The organism is Sphingobium cupriresistens (assembly GCF_004152865.1).
Classification (GTDB): domain Bacteria; phylum Pseudomonadota; class Alphaproteobacteria; order Sphingomonadales; family Sphingomonadaceae; genus Sphingobium; species Sphingobium cupriresistens.
On sequence record NZ_SEOO01000023.1, the window covers coordinates 1 to 25,285 of the forward strand.

Below are 25,285 nucleotides of genomic sequence, written 5' to 3' on the forward strand. Positions count from 1 at the left end.
AGGGCATGGCCGCCCTTGCCACACCAATGATCGAGGAGGCACAGCCGCTACAGATTACACCCAAGGCCGCCTGAAAATGCAGCCCAGTGGCCACACCCGATTTTACACCACATTGACGGACGCGACCATAGCCGAGTCCAGGGCTGAAGTCTGTATCCGACTGAAGTCGGAGGAGTTTATCATTATGGAGGACTCTCGCGCGGAGGCGCAGAGATCGTGGAGACGTGTGCCGCCCATCGATTGGAAGCTCTGCAAGGAGCGCCATCAACTCGAATGCTTCTTCAACAAACTCGAACGCAGGATCGCCCTGCGATGCGAGAAAAACCATCGCCGCATCATGGGCTTCGTCCATCTCACATGCGCCATGATCTGGATACGCTCAATGCAGACAGCGCCTAAGCGTCGAGCGATCGACCCTTCGTCTCCGGCAAGGCGACCAGGCAAGTCACCAGCGCCAGCGCCACGATCGCCAGCGTATACCATAGTCCGGCATAGGGATTCCCCGTCCGCGCGACGATATATTGGCTGACCAGCGGCAGGAAGCCGCCGAAATAGCCGGTCCCGATATGATAGGGGATCGACAACGAACTATAGCGTATGCGAGCCGGAAAATATTCCGACAGCAAAGCCGCCACCGGCCCATAGGTCGCTCCCGACAGCGTCCACAGCAGCAGCAACGCCGCGAACACCGTCATCGCGCGCGGCCAGTCCGGCGTCACCGCGCCGAAATCATAGCCCCGCGCGCCCAGCGCCGCGTCCAGCCCTTCAGCGCTCAGGTCGGCCACCGCCACGCCGCCGATCGCCACCGCGGGCGTCGCGCCATCCCGCTTGTCATAGGGAATGCCGCGCTTGGAAAAATGGTCGAGCAGCTTGCCGCACGCGGTCGGCTGCACCTTGGCAAAGGGATCGAACCGGCAATCGGGACCGCTCACCACCACCGGCGCGCGCTGCGCCGCCTGCGTAAGCGCCGGGTTCGCGGTAGCGCCCATGAACTGATAGAGCGGCACCGCCAGCAGCAGCACCAGCGCATAGCCGATCACGATCGGCTTCTTTCGCCCGATCCGGTCGGACAGCCAGCCAAAGAAGATGAACGCGCCCATGCCGATGAAGGCGCTGCCGCCCACCAGCAATTGCGCCACCCCCGCCGCTACATGCAGGCCGTTCTGCAGGAAATAGAGCGCCTGGAACATCACCGTATAGGCGATGACGGTAAAGCCCGCCGCGATGCCGATCATCGCGACGAACATCCGTTTCTTGTTCCCCGGCGCGGTGAAGGCCTCCTTGACCGGGTTCTTCGCCTGCGCGCCCGCCTGCTTCATCGCCAGGAACACCGGGCTTTCGCGCAGCATCAGCCGCATCCAGAGCGAAATCGCCAGCAGCGCCAGCGACAGGATGAAGGGAATGCGCCAGCCCCATGCCTCCCACACCGCCTCGCCCACGATCGCCTGCGTCCCCACCACGACGATCAGCGACAGGATGAACCCGCCGATCACCCCCGCCTGGATGAAGCTGGTGTAAAAACCGCGCTTCCCCGGCGGCGCATGTTCCGCGACATAGATGGCCGCCCCGCCATATTCGCCGCCCAGCGCCAGCCCCTGCGCGATCCGCAAACCAATGAGAATGATGGGCGCCGCTATGCCGATACTCGCGGCGGACGGCGTCAAACCGACCCCGGCGGTCGCCAGGCCCATCAGGACGATGGTCGCCAGAAACGTATATTTCCGTCCCAGTCGGTCGCCCAGATAGCCAAACAGCACCGCCCCGATCGGCCGGAAGGCGAAACCGATCGCGAACCCCGCGAGCGTATAGAGCAGTTCGACGGTGGGATTGTCGGTGGGAAAGAAGGTCCGCCCGATGATCGGCGCCAGCACGCCGTAGATATAGAAATCATACCATTCGAACACGGTGCCCAGCGCAGACGCGGTAATGACCAGCCGATCCCGCTTGGCATCCATCACATAATCGCTACTGACCGCTTCGCTCATCCCGCCCTCGCCCGCCATTCGTCTCCTCTATGCGGAAAGGTGTGGCCGCTCGACAAGCGCAGTATGACCAGCGGCGAAAATTAAAACAGCCGCGATCCGTTCGGCACCGTCCTGTCCGGCGCGAACAGCATGACCGCGCCTGCTTCGTCGGCAAAGCCCAGCGTCAGCACTTCCGACATGAACTTGCCGATCTGGCGCGGTGGGAAGTTGACCACGGCCGCGACCTGCCGTCCCGGCAAATCCTCCCATGCGTGGTTTTCGGTAATCTGCGCGCTGGACCGCTTTTGCCCGATCGCCGGACCGAAATCGATCAACAGCTTGAAGGCGGGCTTGCGCGCTTCGGGATAAGGCTCCGCCGAAACGATCGTGCCGACCCGGATATCGACCTTCAGGAAATCCTCGAAGTTGATCATATCGGCGGCGGGCGCGGCGGGATCATGGGTTAGATGCATGACCGCTGCATAACAGAGCCACTTGTTCCCGCGAAGCCGGGAATCCAGTCCGAAAGGTTAACTGGATTCCCGGCTTCGCGGGAAAACGCAGCGCCCTTATTCCATCTCCAATATCACCGCGTCCACCGCCAGGCTTTCGCCCTGCGCGGCCGACACGCTCTTGACCGTCCCCGCCTTCTGCGCGCGCAGGATATTCTCCATCTTCATCGCCTCAATCACGGCGAGCGGCTGCCCGGCCTCGACCTTGTCGCCCGCCCCCACATGGAGCGCGACCAGTAGGCCCGGCATCGGGCAGATCAGGAAGCGCGACAGGTCTGGCGGAATCTTTTCGATCATATGGCTAGCATGGGGCGCAGCATGGGCGGGGAGGATGCGCAGCTTATGACTGGCCCCGTGCGCGGTGAGCATAAAGCCAGACCGCACCGGCGCGATCCGCACCGCCAGATCGTCTTCGCCAAACTCCGCCTCGATTAGCCGGTCGCCAGGCGTATATTCCAGCGCCATGTCGATTTCTTCGCCATCCACACTGACCTCGTCGCCGTCGATCATGACGTCATGGATCGCGTCCCCGATCTTGACTTGCCATCCGGTCGGCGGGCTGAGCCGCTTGCCCAACTGCCCGTCGATCCGCCGCGCCCGATCCGCCTGCGCCATCGCCGCGAAGGCGCCGATCGCCGACAACCGCACCAGCAATTCGGGCGACGCGGGCGCGCCCTGGAATCCGTCGGGATATTCCTCCGCGATGAAACCGGTGGTGATATTGCCCGACCGGAATCGCTCATGCTGCATCAACGCCGACACGAAATCGATATTATGCCCTGGCCCCTCGATCTCGAACTTGTCGAGCGCCTCGATCTGCTTGTCGATCGCCTCCAGCCGTGTCGGCGCCCAGGTGATCAGCTTGGCGATCATGGGATCGTAGAACATGGAGACTTCGCCGCCCTCCTCCACGCCGTCATCGACACGGATCAGCGCGCCACTCTCGTCCGCGCCGGTTTCGGGCGGATTATAACGGATCAGACGACCGGTAGACGGGAGGAAGCCGCGATAGGGATCTTCGGCATAGACGCGGTTCTCGATTGCCCAGCCGTTGATCTTGACGTCCGCCTGCCCGAACGACAGCGCCTCGCCATTGGCGACGCGGATCATCTGCTCGACCAGATCGACGCCGGTGATCTCCTCGGTAACGGGATGCTCGACCTGCAACCGGGTGTTCATTTCCAGGAAGTAGAAGCCGTCCCCGGTCTTGTCCTCACCGCTGACGATCAGTTCGACCGTCCCCGCGCTGAAATAGCCAACCGCGCGGGCCAGCGCGACGCACTGTTCGCCCATCTTCCTGCGCATTTCGGGGCTGACGAAGGGCGAAGGCGCTTCCTCGACCACCTTCTGATGGCGGCGCTGGATCGAACATTCGCGCTCGTTCAGATAGACGATATTGCCATGCTGGTCGCCCAGCACCTGAATTTCGATATGGCGCGGGCTTTCGATGAATTTTTCGATGAACACGCGATCGTCGCCAAAGCTGTTCAGCCCCTCGCGCTTGGTCGCTTCAAAGCCTTCGCGCACGTCCTGTTCGCTATAGGCCAGCCGCATCCCCTTGCCGCCGCCGCCAGCCGATGCCTTCATCATCACTGGATAGCCGATCTCGTTGGAGATGCGCACGGCATGTTCGGTATCGTCGATCACGCCGACGTAGCCGGGAACGACATTCACGCCCGCTTCAAGCGCGAGCTTCTTGGACTCGATCTTGTCGCCCATCGCCGCGATCGCATTGGCGGGCGGCCCGACGAAGATGATGCCTTCCGCGTCCAGCGCCTTGCGGAAGCTCTCGCGCTCCGAGAGGAAGCCGTAGCCGGGGTGGACCGCGTCCGCGCCAGTCGCCTTGCACGCCGCGATGATCTTGTCGGCGATCAGATAAGACTGCGCGGCGGGCGACGGGCCGATATGCACGGCTTCATCTGCCATCAGCACATGCGGCGCGCGCGCATCGGCATCGGAATAGACCGCGACGGTCTTGATGCCCATCTTCTTGGCCGTACGCATGACACGACACGCAATTTCGCCACGGTTCGCGATCAGGATCTTGGTGATTGCCATTTTATTCCCTGTCCCAGTCCTAGTTCTAAACTCCGTTCGGTTCGATCGCGTCGAGAACTTCTTCTCGACTTTGCTCGAAGCGAACAGATGATTTCAGTCGCCGTGCATGAACATGCCCGTTTCGACGATGATCCAAAAAACCGCTGCCAGAATTGCGATGGCGATCGCCAAACACCCCAAATAGCGGATCAACTTATTCAGCCGCCTCCAAGTCGACCTTCATTTCAGCCTGCATCGGTACGACGCCCAGCTTGGCGAACAGCGCCGCGTCGGCATTGTCGCCAGCATTGGCAGTGGTCAGCAGCTTGTCGCCGGTGAAGATGCTGTTCGCGCCGGCCATGAAACAGAGCGCCTGACAGCTATCGGACATGCTCTCACGCCCAGCCGACAGGCGCACCATGCTCTCCGGCATCACGATCCGCGCGACCGCCACCGTCCGCACAAACTCGATCTCATCAATCTTGGCGAGCGGCGTGTCGGCCAGCATGTCGCCCAACACCGTGCCCTTGACCGGCACCAGCGCGTTGATAGGCACGCTCTGCGGATGGGCCGGCAGCACCGCCAGCGCGTGGAGGAAGCCGACGCGGTCCTCGCGCGTCTCGCCCATGCCAACGATCCCGCCGGAACAGACGTTGATTCCCGAATTGCGGACATTTTCCAGCGTTTCCAGCCGGTCATCGAACGTCCGCGTGGTAATCACCTTCTCATAATGTTCAGGCGACGTGTCGATATTGTGGTTGTAATAATCCAGGCCAGCGTCGGCCAGCACCTTCGCCTGCCCTTCGCTGAGCATCCCCAGCGTCATGCAGGTTTCCATGCCCATCTGGCGCACGCCCTGCACCATCTGGACGATGGCGGGCATGTCCCGCTCCTTGGGGTTGCGCCAGGCAGCGCCCATGCAAAAGCGCGAGCTGCCCGCATCCTTCGCCTGCGCCGCCGCCTGCATCACCGCCTGCACGCTCATCAGCTTTTCGGCCTTCAAACCGCTTTCCGCCGACGCCGACTGGTTACAATAGCCGCAATCCTCCGGGCAACCGCCGGTCTTGATCGACAGCAGAGTCGAAAGCTGCACCTCGTTACGCGGAAAATTCGCGCGATGGATCGCCTGCGCCTCGAACATCAAATCGTTGAACGGCAGGTCGAACAGCGCGGCGATTTCGGCGCGAGTCCAGTCGGTGCGGGCAGTAAGGGTAGAGGGGGTGTTCATTACGCGGCTTCCTCGATCCCCGCAGGGGGCATGTTATGGCCGAGCAGGCGCAGCACGTCGGCCGCGCACTCCACGACGTTGGAACCCGGCCCATAAATGCCCTGGACGCCCGCGTCACGAAGGAAGTCATAATCCTGCGGCGGGATGACCCCGCCCGCGATCACCTTGATGTCGCTGCGCCCCTGCTCACGCAGCTTGCCGATCAGTTCGGGGATCAGCGTCTTGTGGCCCGCCGCCAGCGACGATGCGCCCACCACATCGACATCGCTCTGCAACGCCAGCACCACGGTTTCGTCGGGCGTCTGGAACAACGGCCCGGACACCACGTCGAACCCCAGATCGCCAAAGGCCGACGCAATGACGTTGGCGCCCCGGTCGTGCCCATCCTGCCCCATCTTGGCGACGAGGAGTTTGGGCTTGCGACCGAGGCGCCGCTCGACGGCCTGCACGCCATCAAGTACCTGTTGCCAGCGGCTGTCGCCTTCGTAAGGCGCGGCATAGACGCCCTTCACCGGCGTCGGCTGCGTGCCATAGCGCTGGAAGCTTTCTTCCATCGCGGCGGAAATTTCGCCCAGCGTCGCGCGGGCGCGGGCGCATTCCACGGCGAGCGCGAGGAGATTGTTCTCCAGGCTCGCGGGCGCCGCTGCCCCATCGCGCAGCGCCTGCAACGCTGCCTCGCATTGGGCGCTGTCGCGCTCCGCCTTCACCTTGTTGATCCGCGCGATCTGCCCCTCGCGCACCGCCGCATTGTCGATGTCGAGCGTTTCGAGCAGGTCTTCGGCGGCTAGGCGATATTTGTTCACGCCCACGATCACATCGTCACCGCGATCGACCCGCGCCTGCCGCGCCGCCGCCGCCGTCTCGATCATCGCCTTAGGCCAACCGGCCGCGACCGCCTTGGCCATGCCGCCATCGGCCTGGACCTTCTCGATGATCGCCCAAGCTTCATCGACCAACTGCTGCGTCAGCGCCTCGACATAATAGGAGCCGCCCAGCGGATCGACCACCTTGGTCATGCCGGTTTCTTCCTGGATCACGATCTGCGTGTTGCGCGCGATCCGGGCGGAAAAATCGGTCGGCAGCGCAATGGCTTCATCCAGCGCGTTGGTGTGCAACGATTGTGTGCCGCCCAGCATCGCGGCCATCGCCTCGATCGTGGTGCGCATGACGTTATTATACGGGTCTTGCTCGGTCAGCGACACGCCTGACGTCTGGCAATGGGTGCGCAGCATCTTGGACCGCTCGTCCTTCGCGCCCAACTCCGTCATCGCCCGGTGCCACAGCACGCGCGCGGCGCGCAGTTTGGCGATCTCCATGAAGAAGTTCATGCCGATCGCGAAGAAGAAGCTCAGGCGGCCTGCGAACTTATCGATGTCGAGGCCCGACGCCACGCCATATTTCACATATTCCATGCCGTCGGCGATGGTGAAGGCCAATTCCTGCACCTGCGTCGCGCCTGCTTCCTGCATATGATAGCCGGAAATGGAGATACTGTTGAATTTGGGCATCTCGCGACTGGTATAGCCGAAAATGTCGCTGATGATCCGCATTGAGGGTTCGGGCGGGTAGATATAGGTGTTGCGGACCATGAACTCCTTGAGGATGTCGTTCTGGATGGTCCCGTCGAGCAACTTGCGATCGACGCCTTGCTCCTCGCCCGCGACGATGAAGAAGGCCAGAATCGGGATCACCGCACCATTCATCGTCATCGACACGCTCATCTTATCGAGCGGAATGCCGTCGAACAGGATTTTCATGTCGTCCAGCGTGTCGATCGCCACGCCCGCCTTGCCGACGTCGCCGGTCACGCGCGGATGGTCGCTGTCATAACCGCGATGGGTCGCCAGGTCGAACGCGACCGACAGCCCCTTCTGCCCCGCTTTCAGATTGCGATGGTAAAAGGCGTTGGAGGCTTCCGCCGTCGAAAAGCCCGCATATTGGCGGATGGTCCAGGGGCGCCCCGCATACATGCTCGCCTTCACCCCGCGCGTGAATGGCGCAAAACCGGGAAGGCCAGGATCGACCGTCACGTCCTCGGCGGTATAGAGCGGCTTGACGGCGATCCCTTCCGGCGTCGCCCATGTCAAATCCTTGCCCTTCACTTCCTTCTCGGCAGCGGCGGTCCATTGGTCCAGCGTCGGCTTCTCGGTCATATTCCATCCCAACTGTCTCCCCCCGTGGGGGGAGAGGATACGCAGGCTTGGCGGCTTGTCCGCCTAGCCGAAGTTGGAGAGCCTCTCTCTCCGCTGCGACTAAGGATCTGCTGCGCAGCCCCCAGTCTTGCTGCATCCCCACAAAGGGGCGAGACGACTAATGCGCCTCCTTGGGCGTCTCCATAATCTCGGTCAGCACCCCGTTCATATCCTTGGGATGCACGAAGAAGATCGGCGTGCCGTGCGCCCCGATGCGCGGCTCGCCCAGCACCCGTTTACCCAGGCCTTCGAACCACGCCTTTGCCTCATGGATATCGGCCACTTCATAGCACATATGATGCTGCCCCCCGGCCGGGTTCTTGGCGATGAAGGCGGTGATCGGAGAGCTTGCGTCGAACGGCTCGATCAACTCGATCTGCGTCCCCGCGGTCCCATTCTCACCCGGCGTATCGACAAAACACACCTTCACCCCCTGCGCGGGCAAATCGAACGGTTCATGCGCGATCGTCGCGCCCATCACGTCACGATAATAAGCGATGCTCTTTTCAAGCGACGGCGTGGCGACACCGATATGATTGAGACGACCGAGTTTCATCTAGCGTTCCTAAACTTCGTCATTCCCGCGAAGGCAGGAATCTATCTCCCGCCCCATCCCAAGACGCGAGGCCCGGATATGAATCCCCGCCTTCGCGGGAATAACGGATCTTAGTTAAAGCGGAATATTGTCATGCTTCTTCCACGGATTCTCCAGGCTCTTGTTCTTGAGCTTCCGCAGGCCCAGCGCAATCCTCTTCCGCGTCGAATGCGGCTGGATCACCTCATCGATGAAGCCCTTGTTCGCCGCCACGAACGGGTTGGCGAAACGCCCTTCATATTCCGCCGTCCGCTCGGCGATCTCGTCCGCGGTTTTGCCCCGAAAGATGATTTCCACTGCCCCCTTCGCGCCCATCACCGCGATCTCGGCTGTCGGCCAGGCATAGTTCAAATCGCCGCGCAGATGCTTGGACGACATGACGTCATAGGCCCCGCCATAGGCCTTGCGGGTAATCAGCGTGATCTTGGGCACCGTCGCCTCGGCATAGGCGAACAGCAGTTTCGCGCCATGCTTGATGATGCCGCTATGTTCCTGCGCGGTGCCCGGCAGGAAGCCTGGCACATCGACAAAGGTCACGATCGGAATTTCGAACGCATCGCAGAAGCGCACGAAACGCGCCGCCTTCTTCGATGAATTAATGTCCAGCACGCCCGCCAGCACCATCGGCTGGTTGGCGATGATGCCCACCGTCTTGCCCTCGACCCGGCCGAACCCGCACAGGATATTCCCGGCATGCGCGGGTTGCACTTCGAAGAAATCACCCTCGTCCACCACCTTGCGGATCAACTCGTGCATGTCATAGGGCTGGTTGGCGTTGGTCGGGATCAGCGTATCCAGGCTCGGCTCGATCCGGTCCCATGCGTCCGCGCTCGGCCGCTCCGGCACTGGCTCGCGATTGGACGCGGGCAGGAAGTCCACGAAATCGCGCACCGCCAGCAGCGCCTCGATATCATTCTCGAACGCCACGTCCGCCACGCCGGACTTGGTCGTATGCGTCACCGCGCCGCCCAACTCCTCCTGCGTCACGACTTCGTTCGTCACCGTCTTGACCACATCGGGTCCGGTCACGAACATGAAGCTGCTGTCCTTCACCATGAAGATGAAGTCGGTCATCGCGGGCGAATAGACCGCCCCGCCCGCGCATGGCCCCATAATGACGCTGATCTGCGGCACCACGCCGCTGGCCAACACATTGCGCTGAAAAATCTCGGCATAACCGGCGAGCGAAGCGACGCCTTCCTGAATCCGCGCGCCGCCGCTGTCGTTCAGGCCAATCACCGGCGCGCCGACCTTTAGCGCCATGTCCATGATCTTGCAGATTTTCATCGCGTGCCGTTCGGACACCGCGCCGCCATAGACGGTGAAGTCCTGGCTGAACACAAACACCAGCCGGCCGTTGATCGTGCCCGATCCAGTGACAACGCCATCGCCCGGAATATGCTGTTCGTTCATGCCGAAATCGACGCAATTATGCTCGACATACATGTCCAGCTCTTCGAAGCTGTCCTCGTCCAGCAGCACGTCCAGCCGTTCGCGCGCGGTCAGCTTGCCTTTCCCATGCTGCGCGTCGATGCGGCGCTGGCCGCCGCCCATGCGCGCGCCTTCGCGCTTGGCTTCCAACTGTTCGATAATGGCGAGCTTCGACATGCGGGCATCTCTCCAGATTTGCGGCAATAACCGCCTTGAACCACCCCTAAGCGGGCTTTCCCTTTTTTCGCAAATGCAAATTTGCTAAATTGCAAATCACGACTTCGCAAATTACGGTGCGGTTTATGGCACGCGGCAACCGTATCTTCGCAGGCCCGCGCCTGCGCCAACTGCGCCTGGACCATCGGATGGACCAGGCGATGATGGCGCAGGCGCTGGGCATATCCGTATCCTATCTTTCGCAGATGGAAAATGACGATCGCCCCCTGACCGCCAAGGTCAAAGCCGCGCTCGCCAGCGCCTTCCCCACCGACTGGGCCAGTTTCGACAGCCGCGAGGATGAGCAGCTCTTGGGCGCATTCACATATGCGCTCGGCCATCCCGAACTGCCCGGCAACCAGATGGAGCCGGAGCGGATCGAGAAGCTGCACCTGCAATTCCCCGAATTCGCCGCCCGCTACGTCGATCTCTACAATGCCCATATGCGCGCCAACGAACGCATCAACATGATCGAGGAGGCGATCGCCAACGATCACGAGGTGCAGGCCCGCCTCCCCTGGGAAGCCGCGCGCGACTGGTTTCACGAAGCCGGAAACTATGTCCACAGCATCGACTGCCTGGCCGAAGACATGGCCGAAAGCTTCACCGCCGGGCAATCCCTGGACGAAGGCATGTTGGTGGAGGCGCTGGCCCGCCGCCACGGCATCGAAACGCTGATCGCCGACACTCCCGGCTCCTCGCTGCGCAGCTACACCCGCGCAGACAAGCGCCTATTCGTCAACGCCGCGCTGCCGACCGAAAGCCGCAAATTCATGCTCTCCCACCAGTTGCTGATGCTGGAGGGGCAGGCGGTGATCGCCGATGTCGTCAACAAGGCCGCGCTGCCTGTTCCCGGCGCCGACCGCCTGCTGGCGATCGGCCTGGGCAATTACGCTGCGGGCGCGCTGCTCATGCCCTACGCCCCCTTTCGGGAAGCGGCGCGGACGATGCGCCACGATATAGATCGGCTCGCCCGCACCTTCGGCGTCAGCTTCGAACAGGCCTGCCATCGCCTGTCCACCCTGCAACGACCCGGCCTGCGCGGCATCCCCTTCTTCTTCTGCCGCGTCGACATGGCTGGCAACATCACCAAACGGCACAGCGCCACCCGCCTGCAATTCGCCCGCTTCGGCGGCGCCTGCCCCCTATGGAACGTGCATGAAGCCGTGGCCGTGCCGGATCGCATCAACGTGCAACTGGGCGAGACCCCGGACGGCGTGCGCTACGTATCGATGGCGAAGGGGCTGGTGAAGCCTTCGGGTAGCTACAAGCGCACCCCGCGCCGCTACGCCGTGGTGCTGGGCTGCGAAGTCGCCCACGCCGCCAACTTCGTCTATGCCGACGGCCTGCATTTACAGGAGGAAGGCGCCGCCACCCCCATCGGCATCACCTGCCGCCTCTGCCCCCGCCAAAGCTGCGACCAGCGCGCCTTCCCGCCTGCGGACCGACCGATCCATGTGGACCCGGACAACCGCCAGATCGTGCCTTATTGGATCGGGTGAGAAGGTAATTATCTAACTGCATATCCCAAATAGAATATCCTATGTAGCCCCCCACGATGAGGGATCAAAGACTGGCGCATGTGAAATTGCGGACCAAGCATAACGGCAGGCTCGACATTCAAAATGCCAAATCCTCGCGAGTTGCCAGAAAATGTTGCGTTCCCGGAATATCGCGCAGATCGTCAGCGCCATAGCCCCGCCCATTTTCCAAAATATGCACCATCAGTTTTCCAATCGTTCACGATCGCGTTAGCGGCAGGATTCACATAGGCAATGCGAGCCATTCCTCGATAGCCAGGTTCAGCGCGTCCCCAGCCTCCACGGGAAGCATATGGCCTGCGCCCGCGACAATGCGGAGAGTCGATCCCGATATCTTGCCTGCAATATCGCGATGTTGGGTGGGCGGGCTCCACACATCGTCGCTGCCGACCGCAACGAGCACCGGGCAGTGTATCGTTGGCAGGAGAGATTCGACCTCCGGGCGTGCGAGCAGCGCCTGGATCTGGGCATCGAAAACCGGCACGCCCTGGTCGATCGCCATCGTACGAAGTGGCGTCATAAGTGCCTGATCGGTGACGCGCCCCGACGCTACCATCGGTGGGAGCCAGCGATCCACCAACGCTGCCATTCCCGCACTTCGCCCCAGCTCAAGCAAGGCATGACGCTTGGCTGCTTCGCCCGGCTGCACCCCGTGAATACCCGTGCTGACCAACGCGAGCCGTTCCACCCGTTCAGGCACGGCGCGATAGACTTCCAGCGCGACCCGCGCCCCCATCGAATGACCAATTAGCGCCATGCGCGGTGGCGCAACGTCGATGACGTGCCTGGCCATTTCCTCGATCGAGCGCCGCGCGCCAAATCCATCGATCACCAGCGCGCCGTCGAAACGGGCCTGTTGCGGCGAAAATATCCGGCCATCGCACAGGAGGCCAGGCAAGAAAGTGAGACGTTCAAAACCGACCATGTCGTTCACCTCATATTTTCAACCAACAGCGCGAGGCCCTGCCCCACGCCGATGCACATGAAGGCCAGGGCATAGCGCCCGCCGGTCCGCTGCAATTCCTCCACCGCCGACAGAGCGACGCGCGCGCCCGACATGCCCAGCGGATGACCGAGCGCGATGGCGCCGCCATTGGGATTGACGCGCGGGTCGAATGGATCGACGCCCAGGTCGCGCAGCGTGGCGATCGCCTGGCTGGCGAAGGCTTCGTTGAGTTCGATCACGTCGATCTGGTCGATGGCAAGGCCGGTGCGCGTCAGCAGCTTGCGCGCCGCCTCGATCGGGCCAGCGCCCATGATCCGGGGCGCGATACCGGCCGCCGCCATGCCGATGACGCGGGCGCGCGGCGTCAGTCCGTGCGCAGCCGCTGCCGCTTCCGATGCGACCAGCATCGCCGCAGCGCCGTCGTTCAGGCCCGACGCATTGCCCGCCGTCACCGTACCGTCCGGCTTCACCACCGGCTTGAGCTTCGCCAGCGCCTCCAGGCTGGTCGCGCGCAAATGCTCGTCCGCGTCGAACAGGAGCGGATCACCCTTGCGCTGGGGAATGGAAACCGAGACGATTTCAGCGCTGAAGCGGCCGCTCGCCTGCGCGCGCGCCGCCTTTTCCTGGCTGGCCAGCGCGAAACGATCCTGCTCCTCGCGGCTCACCTGCCATTGTTCGGCGACATTTTCGCCCGTCTGCGGCATGGTGTCGACACCATAGGCGGCCTTCATCGCGGGATTGACGAAGCGCCAGCCCAGCGTCGTATCCTCGATCTTCTGGTCGCGGCCAAAGGCGCTGCCGGCCTTGCCCAGAACATAGGGTGCGCGCGTCATGCTCTCCACCCCGCCGGCAATCATGAAGTCGGCGTCGCCGCTGCGGATCGCCTGCGCCGCCATGCCCAGGGCATTGAGGCCGGAACTGCACAGGCGGTTGACGGTAACGGCCGGCGCGCCATCGGGCATTCCCGCCAGCAGGACCGCCATGCGCGCGACGTTGCGATTATCCTCGCCCGCCTGATTGGCGCAGCCCAGAATGACGTCGTCGAGCGCCGACCAGTCGGCCCCGGCATTGCGCTCCATCAACGCCTTAAGCGGCAGCGCGGCCAGATCGTCGGCCCGCACGGTGGCGAGCGATCCATTGAGCTTGCCGATCGGCGTGCGGATGGCGTCGCAGATGAAGGCGTGGGCCATATATGTCAGCTTTCCAGGAAAGAGAGGATGGCGCCCGCCAGCGCGTCAGGCGCTTCGAGCGGGGCCAGATGTGCGGCTTCCAGCGCGACATGCGTCGCGCCGGGGATGCGTGCGAGCAGATGCTCGCCATGCCCCGTAAAGGGCGTCGATGTGTCGCGGGCGCCCGTGACGATCAATGTCGGGCAGGTGATACCGCCGATCCGGTCGGCCAGGTCCATGTCGCGGATCGCCGCGCCGCAACCGGCATAGCCCTGCGCGTTCATGGTCAAAAGCTGGCGGCGAACGGCGTCATAGATGGCGGGTTCGGCGGCGTCGGACAGGAAACGTCCCATGGCGAGGTCGGCAATGGCCGCCATACCCTCAGTCCGCACCTTGGCGATGCGGTCGTTCCACGACGCTGCGTCCATCGTCGCGGAGGTGCAGATGGGTAGCAGCCTTTCGACCCGCGCGGGTGCACGCAACGCCGCTTCCATGCCGATCATCCCGCCCAGCGAGACGCCAGCGATCGAGAATCGCTCGATCCCGGCGGCGTCCGCGACCGCCAGCACATCGTCGGCCAGCATCGCCATCGCATAGTCGCCCGGATCGGCGGTCGAGGCGCCATGACCGCGCGTGTCGAGGCGCAACACGGCGAAATGTGCGCGCAGGCGGGGCAGCAGCGCGTCCCACAAATCCATGCCGGTGCCGATGGAATTGAGCAGGACCAGCGCGGGGGCATCATCCCGCCCGTCGCGCTTCCAGTAGAGACTGGCGCCGGGACGCTGGGTGAATGCCATAGTCAATCCTCCGGCGCGATGGCGACGCGCAGGCCGTCGAGGTTGGCGGTCATCATGATCTGGCAGGACAGGCGCGACCCTGCCGCACGATGGTCGGAGGAATCGAGCAGGTCATCCTCGTCCCCGATCGCCGCGCCGACCGGGCCGCGCCAGTCCTCCTCCACGAAAACATGGCAGGTCGCGCAGGAACAACAGCCCCCGCACAGAGCAAGCAATTCATCGACACCATTGTCGCGGATGGCTTCCATTACGGAAATGCCCTCGCCCGCATCGATAGTCTTTTCGTCTCCCGAACGGTCGACGACGATCAGCTTTGGCACGTCAAAAATCCTGTCTTAGGCGGCTTCAAGCGCCACGAGCGGGGCGCCGGTCTTTGCGATCACTTCGGCTTTACTGACGCCGGGCGCGAGTTCGACAAGCGTCAGCCCGCCCCGCGCACGATCGACCGCGATCACGGCAAGGTCGGTGATGATCAGGTCGACCACCGCCTTGCCGGTCAGCGGCAACGAGCAGGTCGGCAGGATCTTGGGGCTGCCATTTTTCGACACATGGTCCATCACCACGACCACGCGCTTGACCCCCGCGACAAGATCCATCGCACCGCCCATGCCCTTCACCATCTTGCCCGGTATGGTCCAGTTGGCCAGGTCACCATTGGCGGCCACTTCCATCGCGCCCAGCACCGCCATGTCGATATGGCCGCCGCGGATCATCGCGAAACTGTCGGCGGAGGAGAAGAAGCTGGATGTCGGCAGCGCGGTAATGGTCTGCTTGCCCGCATTGATCAGGTCGGGATCGGCCTCATCCGCATAGGGAAACGGCCCGATCCCCAACATGCCATTCTCGCTCTGCAGCGTGACGTTGACGCCATCGGGCACATGATTGGCCAAGAGCGTAGGGATTCCGATGCCCAGGTTGACATAATAGCCGTCGCGCAGTTCCTGCGCCGCGCGCGCCGCCATCTGGTCGCGGGTCCAGCCCATTATGCGGCCTCCCTTTCGCGCAGGGTCAACTTCTCGATCCGCTTCTCGTTGATCGTGCTCAGCACGATACGGTCCACATAGATGCCAGGCGTGTGGACGGCGTCTGGATCGAAGCTGCCAGCGGGCACGATTTCCTCGACCTCGACCACCGTCACCTTGCCAGCGGTCGCCATGTTCGGGTTGAAATTGCGCGCGGTCTTGCGGAACATCAGGTTCCCCGCCGGGTCGGCCCGCCATGCCTTGATAATCGAAAGATCCGCGCGCAGCCAGGTTTCGCGCACATAATCCTCGCCCTCGAAAGTCTCGACCGGCTTCCCCTCTGCGACGACCGTGCCCACGCCGGTCTTGGTGTAGAAGGCCGGGATGCCCGCGCCACCCGCCCGGATACGCTCGGCCAGCGTGCCCTGCGGGTTCAATTCCAGGTCCAGTTCGCCCGACAGATACTGGCTTTCGAACAGCTTATTCTCCCCCACATAGGAGGAGATCATCTTTTTAACCTGGCGGCTTTCCAGCAGCATCCACAGACCAAATCCGTCCGCGCCCGCATTGTTGGAAATGACGGTCAGGCCCTTCACGCCGCTGGCGCGGATTTCCGGGATCAGGCTTTCGGGATTGCCCGACAGGCCAAAGCCCCCCGACATGATCGTCATGCCGTCGAACAGCAGGCCGTCCAGGGCCGCCATGGGACTGTCATATATTTTCTGCATGTTACTGGTCCTTCAACCGATATCCCCACCCGCGGATTTTTACCCTATGTCGCCTCCGGCGACGGGCAGAACCGATCCGGTGATGTAGCTGGCCTCGGCCGATGCGAGGAACAGGATGGGTGCGATCTGCTCGTCCAGCGTGCCGTAGCGCTTCATGAACGCCGACGCCGTCACCTGATCCACCGCCTCGGCCATCCACGCCTGCTCCTGCGCGGTGTCGCCCTGCGCATTGCGCGGCACGCGACGCGGCGGCGCCTGCGTCCCGCCCGGCGCCGTGGCGACGACGCGGATCCCGCTTTGCGCATATTCCATCGCCAGCGCCTGGGTCAGGCCATTAATGCCGCCCTTCGCCGCCGAATAGGGCACCCGGCGAATGCCGCGCGTGGCGTTGGAGGAGAGGTTGACGATGGTGCCGGCGCCCTGATCCAGCATGGTAGGTAATGCCGCATGACAGCAATAGAGCGTAGGCATCAGCGACCGGCGAATTTCCGCGTCAATTTGTTCCGGCGCGAAAGCGGCATAGGGCCGCATACGGATCGCCCCGCCGACATTGTTGATCAGTATGTCGATGCGCCCGAAAGCGTCGATCGCACCCGCCATAGCCTGCGCCGCACCCGCATAGGTTTCAAGGTCGCATTGAACCGCAACCGCCTTGCCACCCCCAACGACGATGGCCTGGGCGACCTCGGTCACGAATTCGGCCCGGTCGGCCAGCACGACATGGGCGCCTTCCGCCGCCGCGCGGGTCGCCACGCCCGCGCCGATGCCCTGCGCCGCGCCGGTCACGACCATCACCTTGTTCGCGAAACGTCCGTGGAAAATCATCGATCGGCCCTCAGACATGATAGACGTCGATCACCTGGTGAATATAATCATCCTTCAAGACGATCTTTTTCTTCAGGATTTTCGGCGTTCCGGCAGCGGTATCGAGCGTTACGAACGTCGTCCCGAAAAACTGCTGCGTCTGCTGGTAGCGGTGGCTCAACGTATGCCAGTTGTAGCGCAGGTCGATCGCATCCGCGCGCGTTTCCATGACCTCGATATTGGCGATGAAATGCGAAGTGCGCGCTTCGGGCGTGCTGGCCGACGACCGCTCGGTCTTCAACCGATATACGCGGTCTTCCAGTCCCTTGCGATTGCCATAATAGATCAGCGATATTTCGCTGTGCGGGTCGGTGGTCAGCGTATCGTCGTCGGTCCAGGCAGGCATCCAATATTCGCACTGCTCCGAATAGCAGTCCAGCCATTCATCAAGCTCGCGATCGTCGAGCAATCGTGCCTCGCGATACAGGAAGGCGCAGATGTCCTGATAGGACAGCGCAGCGCGCTCCTTGTCGAGAACCAGTGTCATTCCGCTGCCTCCATCATCGGTGCCGCACCTTCATCCTTGGCCATGCCGTCGAGCATGATCTGCGCCCAGAATTCATGCTGGCGCACGAACAGGCCTTCATCTTCGCTGCGTTCGCTCGACAGCAGCGGGTTCATGCCCATCGCGGTCGCATTGGCGTCCGGCCCCGCGATCCAGCGGGTCGCGCCGCGGCTCAGGTCGTTCCACAATTCGCCCGCACCCTCATAGGCCGACTGACAGCTGCGAAATTCCTCCAGATCGTCGGGCGTGCCCATGCCGGTGACGTTGAAGAAATCCTCATATTGGCGGATGCGATGCGCCCGCACCTGCGCGCTTTCACCCTTGGGCGCGTAGCAATAGATGGTGACTTCGGTGGTATGTACGTCGATCGGCCGCACCACGCGGATCTGCGTGGAAAACTGGTCCATCAGGAATACATTGGGATAGAGCGCCAGGTTGCGCGTCTGTTCCAGGATGAATTTCGCCTTGTCCGCGCCCAGGCGATCGACGAGATCGTCCTTGAGATCCCAGACCGGGCGCACTTCAGGGTTCAGCACCTGCGTCCAGAGCAGGATATGGCCATGTTCGAAGCCATAGACACCACTCGTCGGCGCCTTCGACCAGCCATTCGCGTCGACCGCCTTGGTACCGCCTTCGGCGCGGCGGCCCATGGTCGACTGGTAATTTTCATGGACCGAGCTGACATGATAGCCGTCGCAGCCATTTTCCATCTGCATCTTCCAGTTGCCATGGAAGGTGTAGGTCGAATTGCCGGTCAGCACCTCCAGCCCTTCGGGCGCCTGGTCGACCATCTGGTCGATGATGACCTTGGCCTCGCCCAGATGATCATCCAGCGGCAGGACATCATGATTGAGCGACCCGAAGATGAAGCCGCGATAGCTTTCCACCCGCACCTTGGTCAGGTCGTGCGACCCCTCATGGTCGAAACTGTCAGGATAAGCCCCGGTGCTGGCGTCCTTGGCCTTGAGCAGCTTACCGTCGGTCTTGAAGCTCCAGCCGTGGAAGGGGCACACGAACAGGGGCTGGTTGCCCCGCTTCCGGCGGCACAGCTTTGCCCCGCGATGCGCGCAGGCGTTGACCACGCAATTGAGGCCGCCATCCTTGGCCCGCGTCAGGATCACCGGGGTGTGACCGATCCAGGTGGTGAAATAGTCGTTCTTCTTCTCGACCTGGCTTTCATGGGCCAGATAGACCCAGTTGCTCTCGAAGATATATTTCATCTCAAGATCGAACAGTTCGGGGTCGGTGAAGACGTCGCGGCGGCAGCGGAAAATGCCGGTTTCCGGATCGTCCACGACCGCGGTTTCAACACGGTCGCGCAGGAACGCCATGGGGCTGGTCATCATCCTCTCTCCTCTCAGGCCGGTTCTGCGACAGGTTCGACACTATCCACCACCAGGCGCTTGCGGGTCGAGAAGGCCTCATCGCCGTCATCGTCCGCACGCTGCAGATGGAAATCGAAGGCGATATGCGCGCTGTCGCCCTGACGGTTGGGCACCGGCAGCAGCCCTTCGCGGGTGCCGAAGGCGAAATCGTCGGCGGCGAATGGATCATCGCCGAAATTGATCTGCGTGGTCAGGCGGCGATAGCCCGGTGCCTCGATGAAGAAATGCACATGGGCGGGGCGATTGCCGTGCCGGCCGAGCGCCTTCATCAGCGTGTCGGATGCGCCGCCCGGCGGCACCGAATAGCCGCTCGGCATCTTCGACGAGAAGGCATAGGTGCCGTCAGCCGCGATCTTCAACCGGCGCCGGTTGTTGAACGGCGTCTGCATGTGGGTCGGGTCGAAATGCGAATAGAAGCCGTGCGAGTCCGCATGCCAGACATGAACCAGCCCGTCGGTCACCGCCTCGCCATCCGGGCCGATGATGCGGCCGGTCATGTAGAGCGTATCAGTATCGTCGGCATCATCGGTCAGATAAGCGCCGCTCTCGACGATCGGCGCACCCTCGACATAGAGTGGCCCTTCGATCGTGCGCGGCGTGCCACCCGACTTGCCCGCTTCGGCATCCTTGGCGTCCATGTAGAGATCAATGAAATGCTCCAGGCCAACGCCAGGCATCAACAGGCCCAGTTCGCCAGCGCCGGCCGCGCCCTGCAGGAAGCTGACAGCGTTCCACACCTCGTCCTCGCTGACATCATAGCGGGCGATGATAGTCATGCAGGATTCGATCAGATCGCGCATGATGCCTTTCATGCGGGCGTCGCCGCTGTCCGACTCCAGGCCCGCGACACGGTCGAGCAGGTTCTGGATTTCCGGTGTTTTTACGAAGCTGATACCCATATTCTTCTCTCCTAAGCTATGCGGTCTGTGTGGGACGATCAGCGATCATCCTCATGGATCGAGGAAGGATGGCGGCAGAGCGGCGTGATCTTCATCGTCATGAAGGGGTAGAGCGGCAGCGCCATCAGCGTGTCGTGCAGGGCGGCATTGCTCTCGACATCGAAGATCGAGACGTTGGAATAGAGGCCGACCTTGCGCCAGATATGGCGCCAGGTGCCGGCGGCCTGCAGCGTCTGAAAATAGGCCTTTTCCGCCGCCTTGATCCGGGCGGCTTCCGCCGCATCGAAATCCAGCGGGATATTGACGTCCATTTCGACCATGAACAGCATGGGTTTCAGGCTCCTGCGGTAACGGCGTGCAGAATGGGCGACGTGCGGTCGCGCCGGAAGAAGGCGAGCTTGTCCTCGTCAAATGCGATGCCCAGACCCGCCCCGGTCGGAACCGCGAGCGAGAAATCGGCATAGCCAAGCGGTTCGCGCAATATGTCCTCGGTCTGGAGCAGCGGGCCGAATAATTCGGTGCCCCATGCCAGGTCGGGCAGCGTCGCAAAGACATGCGCCGACGCAACCGTGCCGACCCCGCCCTCCAGCATCGTACCGCCATAAAGACCGATACCCGCCGCCGTACCGATCGCGGCTACGTCGGCCGTAGCGAACAGGCCTCCCGACTGGGCGATCTTGAGCGCGAAGACGCTGGCGGCATGGGCAGAAGCGATCCGCATCGCACTGCGCGGGCCATTCAATGCCTCGTCCGCCATCAGCGGTATCGGCTGCCCTTTGGACAGGCGCGCCATGGCGGCGATCGCGTCGCCAGCGATAGGCTGTTCGACCAGATCGCAGCCGACATCATGCAGCATGGCCATGCCGATCCTGGCCTGCGCCTCCGTCCAGTTCTGGTTGACATCGACGCGCACGCTGGCGCGGTCGCCCAGCGCCTTGCAGATGGCGCCAACATGGGCGACGTCGTCGCGCACTTCGCGCTTTCCGATCTTCAGCTTGAAGATGCGATGGCGCCGGCGATCGAGCATCTCCTCGCCCTCGGCAATGTCGCGCGCGGTGTCGCCGCTGGCCAGTGTCCAGGCGACGGGCAGGCTGTCGCGCACCCGGCCACCACCGATCAACTCTGACACGGGAACGCCCAGTCGTTTGCCGGCCATGTCGAGCAGTGCCGTTTCGACCGCGCATTTGGCGAAATGGTTACCCCTCACCGATTTTTCGACCTTGGCCATCGTTGCGGCGACGCAGGCGATGTCGCAGTGTCTCAAGATAGGCAGGATATAGGTGTCTATCGCGGACTTGATACTTTCCGGGCTTTCTTCGCCATAGCTCAGACCGCCGATCGTTGTGCCTTCGCCTACGCCGTCGACCCCATCGGCGTCCACCAGGCGCACAATCACCATCGTCTGTGCGTGCATGGTCGCCATCGCCAGCACATGTGGTCGGATCGTCGGTACATCAACAATGAAGGTATCGGCATGATCCAGCATCGCCATGACGGTCACTCTCCCGCATATTCAGACCCGCTTGTCTGGGTTTCCGACACTTTGCCTACCGCTTTCGCCTTGCAAGTTCAAAGATCAATGCGGTACTATGTTCATACCCTGGAGGTATGATCGATGCTGGATTTGCGCCTTCTTCGTTATTTTGTCGCCATCGCGGATGAAGGAAATTTCAACCGTGCTGCGGCCCGGCTCCATATCGCGCAGCCACCCCTTTCCCGCGCCATTCAGCAACTGGAAAGCCATTTGGGATCCACCCTACTGGACCGATCAACCCGGCCCTTGCGGCTGACCGCCGCGGGCAAACTGCTTTATGTCCAGGCATTGCAGATGCTGTCCCGGATGGAAGACATGGAAATGATGATGAAGGCTGCTGCGACGAGCAAGCGCCGACAACTTGTTATCGGCTTCGTGGCATCGACCATCTATGCCCGCCTGCCCGAACTGATCCGCGAATATCGCAAGGCAGCCGAAAATGTCGAGCTGGTCATGGTGGAAAGCACGACGCTGGAACAGATTACAGCATTGAAGGAAGGGCGGATCGACGTAGGGTTCGGGCGAATTCGCTTTGACGATCCTGCCGTCCGACGGATCGTCTTGCGCAATGAGCAATTGATCGCCGCCTTTCCGATCGACCATCCGCTTGCCAGGCAGAGCGGCCCGGTATCCATTCGCGAACTGGCCCGCGAACCGCAAATCATCTATCCGCGCCAACCAAGGCCCAGTTATGCAGACCAGGTGATCTCGCTGTTCCGCGACCATGCCGTCGAACCCCGGATCGCGCATGAAGCGCGCGAGTTGCAGATTGCGATCGGTCTCGTCGCCGCCGAGGAAGGAATGGCAATCGTGCCGGAGTCCGTCCGCCGCGCGCGCAGCCACGATGTCGCCTATCGAGAATTGGTCGAGCCCGTCACATCGCCCATTATCATGAGCCATCGCTTTGGCGACCACTCACCAGAAATTGCCGTTCTGACGGAAGTCGTCGCCAGGAAATATGCGGAGTGGGGATATGCGCGCCCCACAGCGATACATGATTTTGATTGATTACAATAGGTTGCAGACCCGATTATTCAGGAACCCTGCTCATATTCGCATGTGTCTGCCGGAATGATCGTCGCCCGGATCGCGATAGTAGCCTCGATCGCTTTACGCGCATTTATCAGCGCTTCGATTGTTGCCGCCTGATCAGGCCGCGACTGTTCCATGACAAGGGACAGGCTGCCTTCAAGCGACTGATCGGCGCGAAATACCGGCACGGCGATACCTCTTTTCCCTTCGTCAATCTCGCCTTCCGTGACGGCGAAGCCCTGCTGGCGGATTTGACGCAATCTGGCGCGAAGATCCGGGTCCACAGGTCGCTGATCCGAGCTGGCCTGCCCCTGCGTCAAACCGGGAAGCCCCCGCATCATTTTCGCATTGATGTTGGCCAGGATCACTTTCGATGCGGCGCCGCGATCCAGAGGCATGGGGCGGCCCCTTTGATAACTGACGCCACCCAATGTCCCGACTTCTTCCTGGTGAACGCAGATGACCTTATCATGGTAGAGCCGAGCGAGCATGACGACTGCGTTGCCACCGATAACGGCGGCCAGCCGCGCCATTTCCGGCTGAGCAGCCGTAATGAAGGGATCGTTCAGTCGCAACTGGCGATCCAGCTGGATAATGGCCGGCCCAAGGACGTATCGGCCAGCAGCATAGGCGACGATGAGTTCGGACTTAGACAGGCTGCGAAAATAACGATAGGCAGTACTGACCGGGAGTTGCAAAGCATCTGCCGCCTCTTCCACCGTCCATTCCGCCTGATCGCCGCTGAAAAGGTCGAGCACGCCCAAGACTCGATCGGCAGTCGCCGCCATTATGCCATGCCCCGCATCATGGCCTTCGCGATCCAAGCCATATCGACTTTCTCTCCAATCATCCGAACGACCATGCCGCAACTGCCGACATCAGGCAATGGAGTGGTGCATGATGTCGGCCAAATCCGTTGGCTTTCCAGTAAGGTTGTCATGGGTAGAACGCGGTCCAGGACGCTGGTGGGGACGGCGCACCGGGCCTTGCGCTCGTCAGTCCAGCGGAGCCGCTCTTGGAAAGCGATCCAGCCAGGTAAAGAATTTTCCTAGATAGAAATCGTCTTTTATCAACTTCGCCTTGCCCGGCAGCCGCAGTCGCAGCCCGTTGAGGACATATTCGTCCTCCCCGAAAAATCCGAAGAGAAACTGGTCGAGTGCGGCGAGCCGTTCCTCTGCCTGCGCGCGGGTTTCATCGGGCATTTGCTTTACCGCGGCAACCCAAAAGGATTCCGAACGGCCCGGCTCCGGTGCGTTTGTGCAGAAAATGACATAGCAATTGGTGGGCAGCGGCAATGTCCAGTGTGACACCAGGCAATTGGCGGCATACATGCGATTAAACCCGTCAGGCGACATGAATGTCAGCGGATATTCGATCGTGAATTCGTTAAAGGTGACTTCGCCCGGCTTTGCCGTTTCAGGCATATTGTGAACGGCGGTGAGGTGTTGAAAGTCAAGCCCGTTGGTTCCCTGTATCCAGCTATCGGTCAGGATGACATCGGGCCGCTCACGCGCAGTGAACAGATAATCGCTCTCGTCACCGTCGAAACTGGGCACTTCGTAAAGCGGCTCTGTCCCGTTGAAAACCCAGATAAGCCCCCATTTTTCCGCGACAGGATAGTTGAACAGGCGTGCCGAACGCGGCGGGCGGTGGCCGGACGCGATGTGAGTGCAATGACCATCAGGACCATAGCGCCAATGATGATAGGGGCAACGCACCTGTCCATCGACCATATCGCCGTCCGACAGATCCGCGCCCAGATGTGCGCAATAGGCCGTCTGCGCCACCGGGCGTCCCTGCGCATCGCGGTAAAGGATGATTTTGGAGCCGAGAAACTGGCGGCCGATGATCTTGCCTGCCTGAAGCGCCTTTGCTTCGGATACCGGATACCATGCCTGAAAATGTGCGCCATCTTCCCAATAAAGCGGTTCGCTGCCTGGCTTCATGTCAATATATGCTCGCATTGCCATGCTCCTGTAATCACTATGTTTAGATCGCTGTGGCGGCCCCATCGACCGCGATCGCCTGTCCAGTCATGTACGACGCCACGTCGGACAGCAGGAAGACGACGGTCGCCGCTATTTCGGCCGGATCTGCCAAACGCTGCATCGGCGGCATGATTTGCTGCTTCAATTCTGGACGGGCGGCAAACAGGCGGTCAGTCATGCCCGACCTGGTCAGACCAGGGCAAAGGGCGTTTATCCGAATACCCGCCGTTGCATATTCCACCGCCGCCGATTTAGACAATCCAACCACGCCATGCTTGGCCGCGCTATAGGCGGCATTGCCCGGAACACCCACAAGCCCCCCAACGGAAGCTGTGTTGACGATGGCCCCCTTGCCCCGAACGGACATCTGCCGAATTTGAGCACGCATGCACAGCCAAACCCCTTTTAGGTTTACTGCGATGACCCGGTCGAAATCAGCTTCCAGCGCATCCCCAACCGGAGCCATCGCGGCTTCAACGCCCGCATTATTGTGCGCGATGTCCAGAGTTCCGAACGCTGCGATGGTCGCCGCCACCAGCCGTTCGGCAAATTCCGCCTGCGTCACATCGCCACAGCAGGCCTGCGCCATGCCACCGGCGTCCCGAATGATCTGCACGGTTTCCATTGCCGACCGTTCGTCGATGTCGGACACCATGACATGCGCACCCGATCGCGCCATTGCACAGGCGCTGGCCCGGCCTATGCCCGAACCGGCCCCGGTGACGATCGCCGCCTTTTTTGCCAACGCATCCATGGTCGT

24 protein-coding genes and 1 pseudogene are annotated in these 25,285 nt (G+C 62.0%); 3 read left to right on the forward strand and 22 right to left on the reverse strand.

Features of this window, described 5'->3' with window-relative positions; all coding sequences use genetic code 11:
* Nucleotides 1-226: 226 nt before the first annotated feature.
* Nucleotides 227-379: pseudogene (locus EWH12_RS13970) on the forward strand (IS5-like element IS711 family transposase); the annotation flags it as partial.
* A gap of 16 nt (nucleotides 380-395) precedes the next feature.
* Here EWH12_RS13970 and EWH12_RS13975 read toward each other — a convergent pair.
* The 7 genes from EWH12_RS13975 to EWH12_RS14005 all read right to left on the reverse strand — a co-directional run bounded on the left by EWH12_RS13975 (nucleotide 396) and on the right by EWH12_RS14005 (nucleotide 10,136).
* Nucleotides 396-1,985 carry an MFS transporter gene (locus tag EWH12_RS13975; RefSeq protein WP_066605331.1) on the reverse strand — a complete coding sequence of 530 codons (1,590 nt, stop codon included), beginning with the start codon at nucleotides 1,983-1,985 and terminating at the stop codon, nucleotides 396-398.
* An 80-nt stretch (nucleotides 1,986-2,065) separates the two neighbouring features.
* The gene (locus EWH12_RS13980; protein ID WP_129926980.1) at nucleotides 2,066-2,437 is read right to left on the reverse strand and encodes a tRNA-binding protein; all 372 of its coding nucleotides are present in this window, start codon (nucleotides 2,435-2,437) and stop codon (nucleotides 2,066-2,068) included.
* Nucleotides 2,438-2,533: 96 nt separating this feature from the next.
* Nucleotides 2,534-4,534: an acetyl-CoA carboxylase biotin carboxylase subunit gene (locus tag EWH12_RS13985; protein ID WP_066602493.1), complete on the reverse strand. Its 2,001-nt coding sequence runs from the start codon at nucleotides 4,532-4,534 to the stop codon at nucleotides 2,534-2,536.
* A 193-nt stretch (nucleotides 4,535-4,727) separates the two neighbouring features.
* Nucleotides 4,728-5,741 carry a biotin synthase BioB gene (gene bioB, locus EWH12_RS13990; protein WP_066602496.1) on the reverse strand — a complete coding sequence of 338 codons (1,014 nt, stop codon included), beginning with the start codon at nucleotides 5,739-5,741 and terminating at the stop codon, nucleotides 4,728-4,730.
* Nucleotides 5,741-7,894: a methylmalonyl-CoA mutase gene (scpA, locus tag EWH12_RS13995; RefSeq protein ID WP_066602499.1), complete on the reverse strand. Its 2,154-nt coding sequence runs from the start codon at nucleotides 7,892-7,894 to the stop codon at nucleotides 5,741-5,743. Before scpA ends, bioB begins: the two co-directional genes overlap by 1 nt.
* Nucleotides 7,895-8,051: 157 nt before the next feature.
* A complete protein-coding gene (mce, locus tag EWH12_RS14000) occupies nucleotides 8,052-8,489 on the reverse strand; it encodes a methylmalonyl-CoA epimerase (RefSeq protein ID WP_066602502.1) in 438 nt (145 codons plus the stop codon).
* Nucleotides 8,490-8,603: 114 nt separating this feature from the next.
* Nucleotides 8,604-10,136 carry an acyl-CoA carboxylase subunit beta gene (locus EWH12_RS14005; protein ID WP_129926981.1) on the reverse strand — a complete coding sequence of 511 codons (1,533 nt, stop codon included), beginning with the start codon at nucleotides 10,134-10,136 and terminating at the stop codon, nucleotides 8,604-8,606.
* A gap of 125 nt (nucleotides 10,137-10,261) precedes the next feature.
* Here EWH12_RS14005 and EWH12_RS14010 point away from each other — a divergent pair, with 125 nt between their 5' ends.
* Nucleotides 10,262-11,677: a helix-turn-helix domain-containing protein gene (locus tag EWH12_RS14010; RefSeq protein WP_066602508.1), complete on the forward strand. Its 1,416-nt coding sequence runs from the start codon at nucleotides 10,262-10,264 to the stop codon at nucleotides 11,675-11,677.
* Nucleotides 11,678-11,939: 262 nt separating this feature from the next.
* Here the strand turns inward: EWH12_RS14010 and EWH12_RS14015 are convergent, their stop codons facing one another.
* Genes EWH12_RS14015 through EWH12_RS14070 form a run of 12 tightly spaced genes read right to left on the reverse strand, consistent with a single transcriptional unit; the run spans nucleotide 11,940 to nucleotide 21,463 of the window.
* Nucleotides 11,940-12,641, reverse strand: a complete 702-nt coding sequence (locus EWH12_RS14015; RefSeq protein WP_129926982.1) for an alpha/beta fold hydrolase — start codon at nucleotides 12,639-12,641, stop codon at nucleotides 11,940-11,942.
* Nucleotides 12,642-12,646: 5 nt separating this feature from the next.
* The gene (gene pcaF / locus EWH12_RS14020; protein ID WP_129926983.1) at nucleotides 12,647-13,852 is read right to left on the reverse strand and encodes a 3-oxoadipyl-CoA thiolase; all 1,206 of its coding nucleotides are present in this window, start codon (nucleotides 13,850-13,852) and stop codon (nucleotides 12,647-12,649) included.
* Nucleotides 13,853-13,857: 5 nt separating this feature from the next.
* Nucleotides 13,858-14,628 carry a 3-oxoadipate enol-lactonase gene (pcaD, locus tag EWH12_RS14025; RefSeq protein ID WP_129926984.1) on the reverse strand — a complete coding sequence of 257 codons (771 nt, stop codon included), beginning with the start codon at nucleotides 14,626-14,628 and terminating at the stop codon, nucleotides 13,858-13,860.
* Between the two features lie 2 nt (nucleotides 14,629-14,630).
* Nucleotides 14,631-14,948 carry a 2Fe-2S iron-sulfur cluster-binding protein gene (locus EWH12_RS14030; protein ID WP_066602518.1) on the reverse strand — a complete coding sequence of 106 codons (318 nt, stop codon included), beginning with the start codon at nucleotides 14,946-14,948 and terminating at the stop codon, nucleotides 14,631-14,633.
* Between the two features lie 15 nt (nucleotides 14,949-14,963).
* Nucleotides 14,964-15,611 (reverse strand): 3-oxoacid CoA-transferase subunit B, encoded by a 648-nt coding sequence (locus tag EWH12_RS14035; protein ID WP_129926985.1) that lies wholly within the window; start codon nucleotides 15,609-15,611, stop codon nucleotides 14,964-14,966.
* On the reverse strand, nucleotides 15,611-16,318 hold the full coding sequence (locus EWH12_RS14040) for a CoA transferase subunit A (protein WP_129926986.1): 708 nt from the start codon (nucleotides 16,316-16,318) through the stop codon (nucleotides 15,611-15,613). The genes EWH12_RS14035 and EWH12_RS14040 overlap by 1 nt, the downstream gene beginning before the upstream one ends.
* 39 nt (nucleotides 16,319-16,357) lie before the next feature.
* Entirely contained in the window at nucleotides 16,358-17,143 is a 786-nt protein-coding gene (gene benD / locus EWH12_RS14045; RefSeq protein WP_129927015.1) for a benzoate diol dehydrogenase BenD, read from the reverse strand.
* Nucleotides 17,144-17,153: 10 nt separating this feature from the next.
* Nucleotides 17,154-17,669, reverse strand: coding sequence for a benzoate 1,2-dioxygenase small subunit (gene benB, locus EWH12_RS14050; RefSeq protein ID WP_129926987.1), 516 nt, complete (start codon nucleotides 17,667-17,669; stop codon nucleotides 17,154-17,156).
* Entirely contained in the window at nucleotides 17,666-19,018 is a 1,353-nt protein-coding gene (locus EWH12_RS14055; RefSeq protein ID WP_129927016.1) for an SRPBCC family protein, read from the reverse strand. Before EWH12_RS14055 ends, benB begins: the two co-directional genes overlap by 4 nt.
* A gap of 26 nt (nucleotides 19,019-19,044) precedes the next feature.
* Complete coding sequence (locus tag EWH12_RS14060) at nucleotides 19,045-19,971, reverse strand: dioxygenase family protein (protein ID WP_129926988.1); 927 nt, start codon at nucleotides 19,969-19,971, stop codon at nucleotides 19,045-19,047.
* Nucleotides 19,972-20,009: 38 nt separating this feature from the next.
* Nucleotides 20,010-20,300 carry a muconolactone Delta-isomerase gene (gene catC, locus EWH12_RS14065; RefSeq protein WP_037511893.1) on the reverse strand — a complete coding sequence of 97 codons (291 nt, stop codon included), beginning with the start codon at nucleotides 20,298-20,300 and terminating at the stop codon, nucleotides 20,010-20,012.
* Between the two features lie 5 nt (nucleotides 20,301-20,305).
* Nucleotides 20,306-21,463, reverse strand: a complete 1,158-nt coding sequence (locus tag EWH12_RS14070; protein ID WP_066602541.1) for a muconate/chloromuconate family cycloisomerase — start codon at nucleotides 21,461-21,463, stop codon at nucleotides 20,306-20,308.
* Nucleotides 21,464-21,589: 126 nt separating this feature from the next.
* Between EWH12_RS14070 and EWH12_RS14075 the strand changes: the two genes are divergently transcribed.
* Nucleotides 21,590-22,513, forward strand: a complete 924-nt coding sequence (locus EWH12_RS14075; RefSeq protein WP_129927017.1) for a LysR family transcriptional regulator — start codon at nucleotides 21,590-21,592, stop codon at nucleotides 22,511-22,513.
* Nucleotides 22,514-22,539: 26 nt separating this feature from the next.
* On the opposite strand, the gene EWH12_RS14080 is transcribed toward EWH12_RS14075, so the two are convergent.
* The 3 genes from EWH12_RS14080 to EWH12_RS14090 all read right to left on the reverse strand — a co-directional run bounded on the left by EWH12_RS14080 (nucleotide 22,540) and on the right by EWH12_RS14090 (nucleotide 25,279).
* The gene (locus EWH12_RS14080; protein WP_129926989.1) at nucleotides 22,540-23,325 is read right to left on the reverse strand and encodes an IclR family transcriptional regulator; all 786 of its coding nucleotides are present in this window, start codon (nucleotides 23,323-23,325) and stop codon (nucleotides 22,540-22,542) included.
* A 207-nt stretch (nucleotides 23,326-23,532) separates the two neighbouring features.
* Nucleotides 23,533-24,549, reverse strand: a complete 1,017-nt coding sequence (locus EWH12_RS14085) for a Rieske (2Fe-2S) protein (protein WP_082679018.1) — start codon at nucleotides 24,547-24,549, stop codon at nucleotides 23,533-23,535.
* Nucleotides 24,527-25,279, reverse strand: coding sequence for a glucose 1-dehydrogenase (locus EWH12_RS14090; RefSeq protein ID WP_129926990.1), 753 nt, complete (start codon nucleotides 25,277-25,279; stop codon nucleotides 24,527-24,529). Before EWH12_RS14090 ends, EWH12_RS14085 begins: the two co-directional genes overlap by 23 nt.
* Between the last annotated feature and the right edge of the window lie 6 nt (nucleotides 25,280-25,285).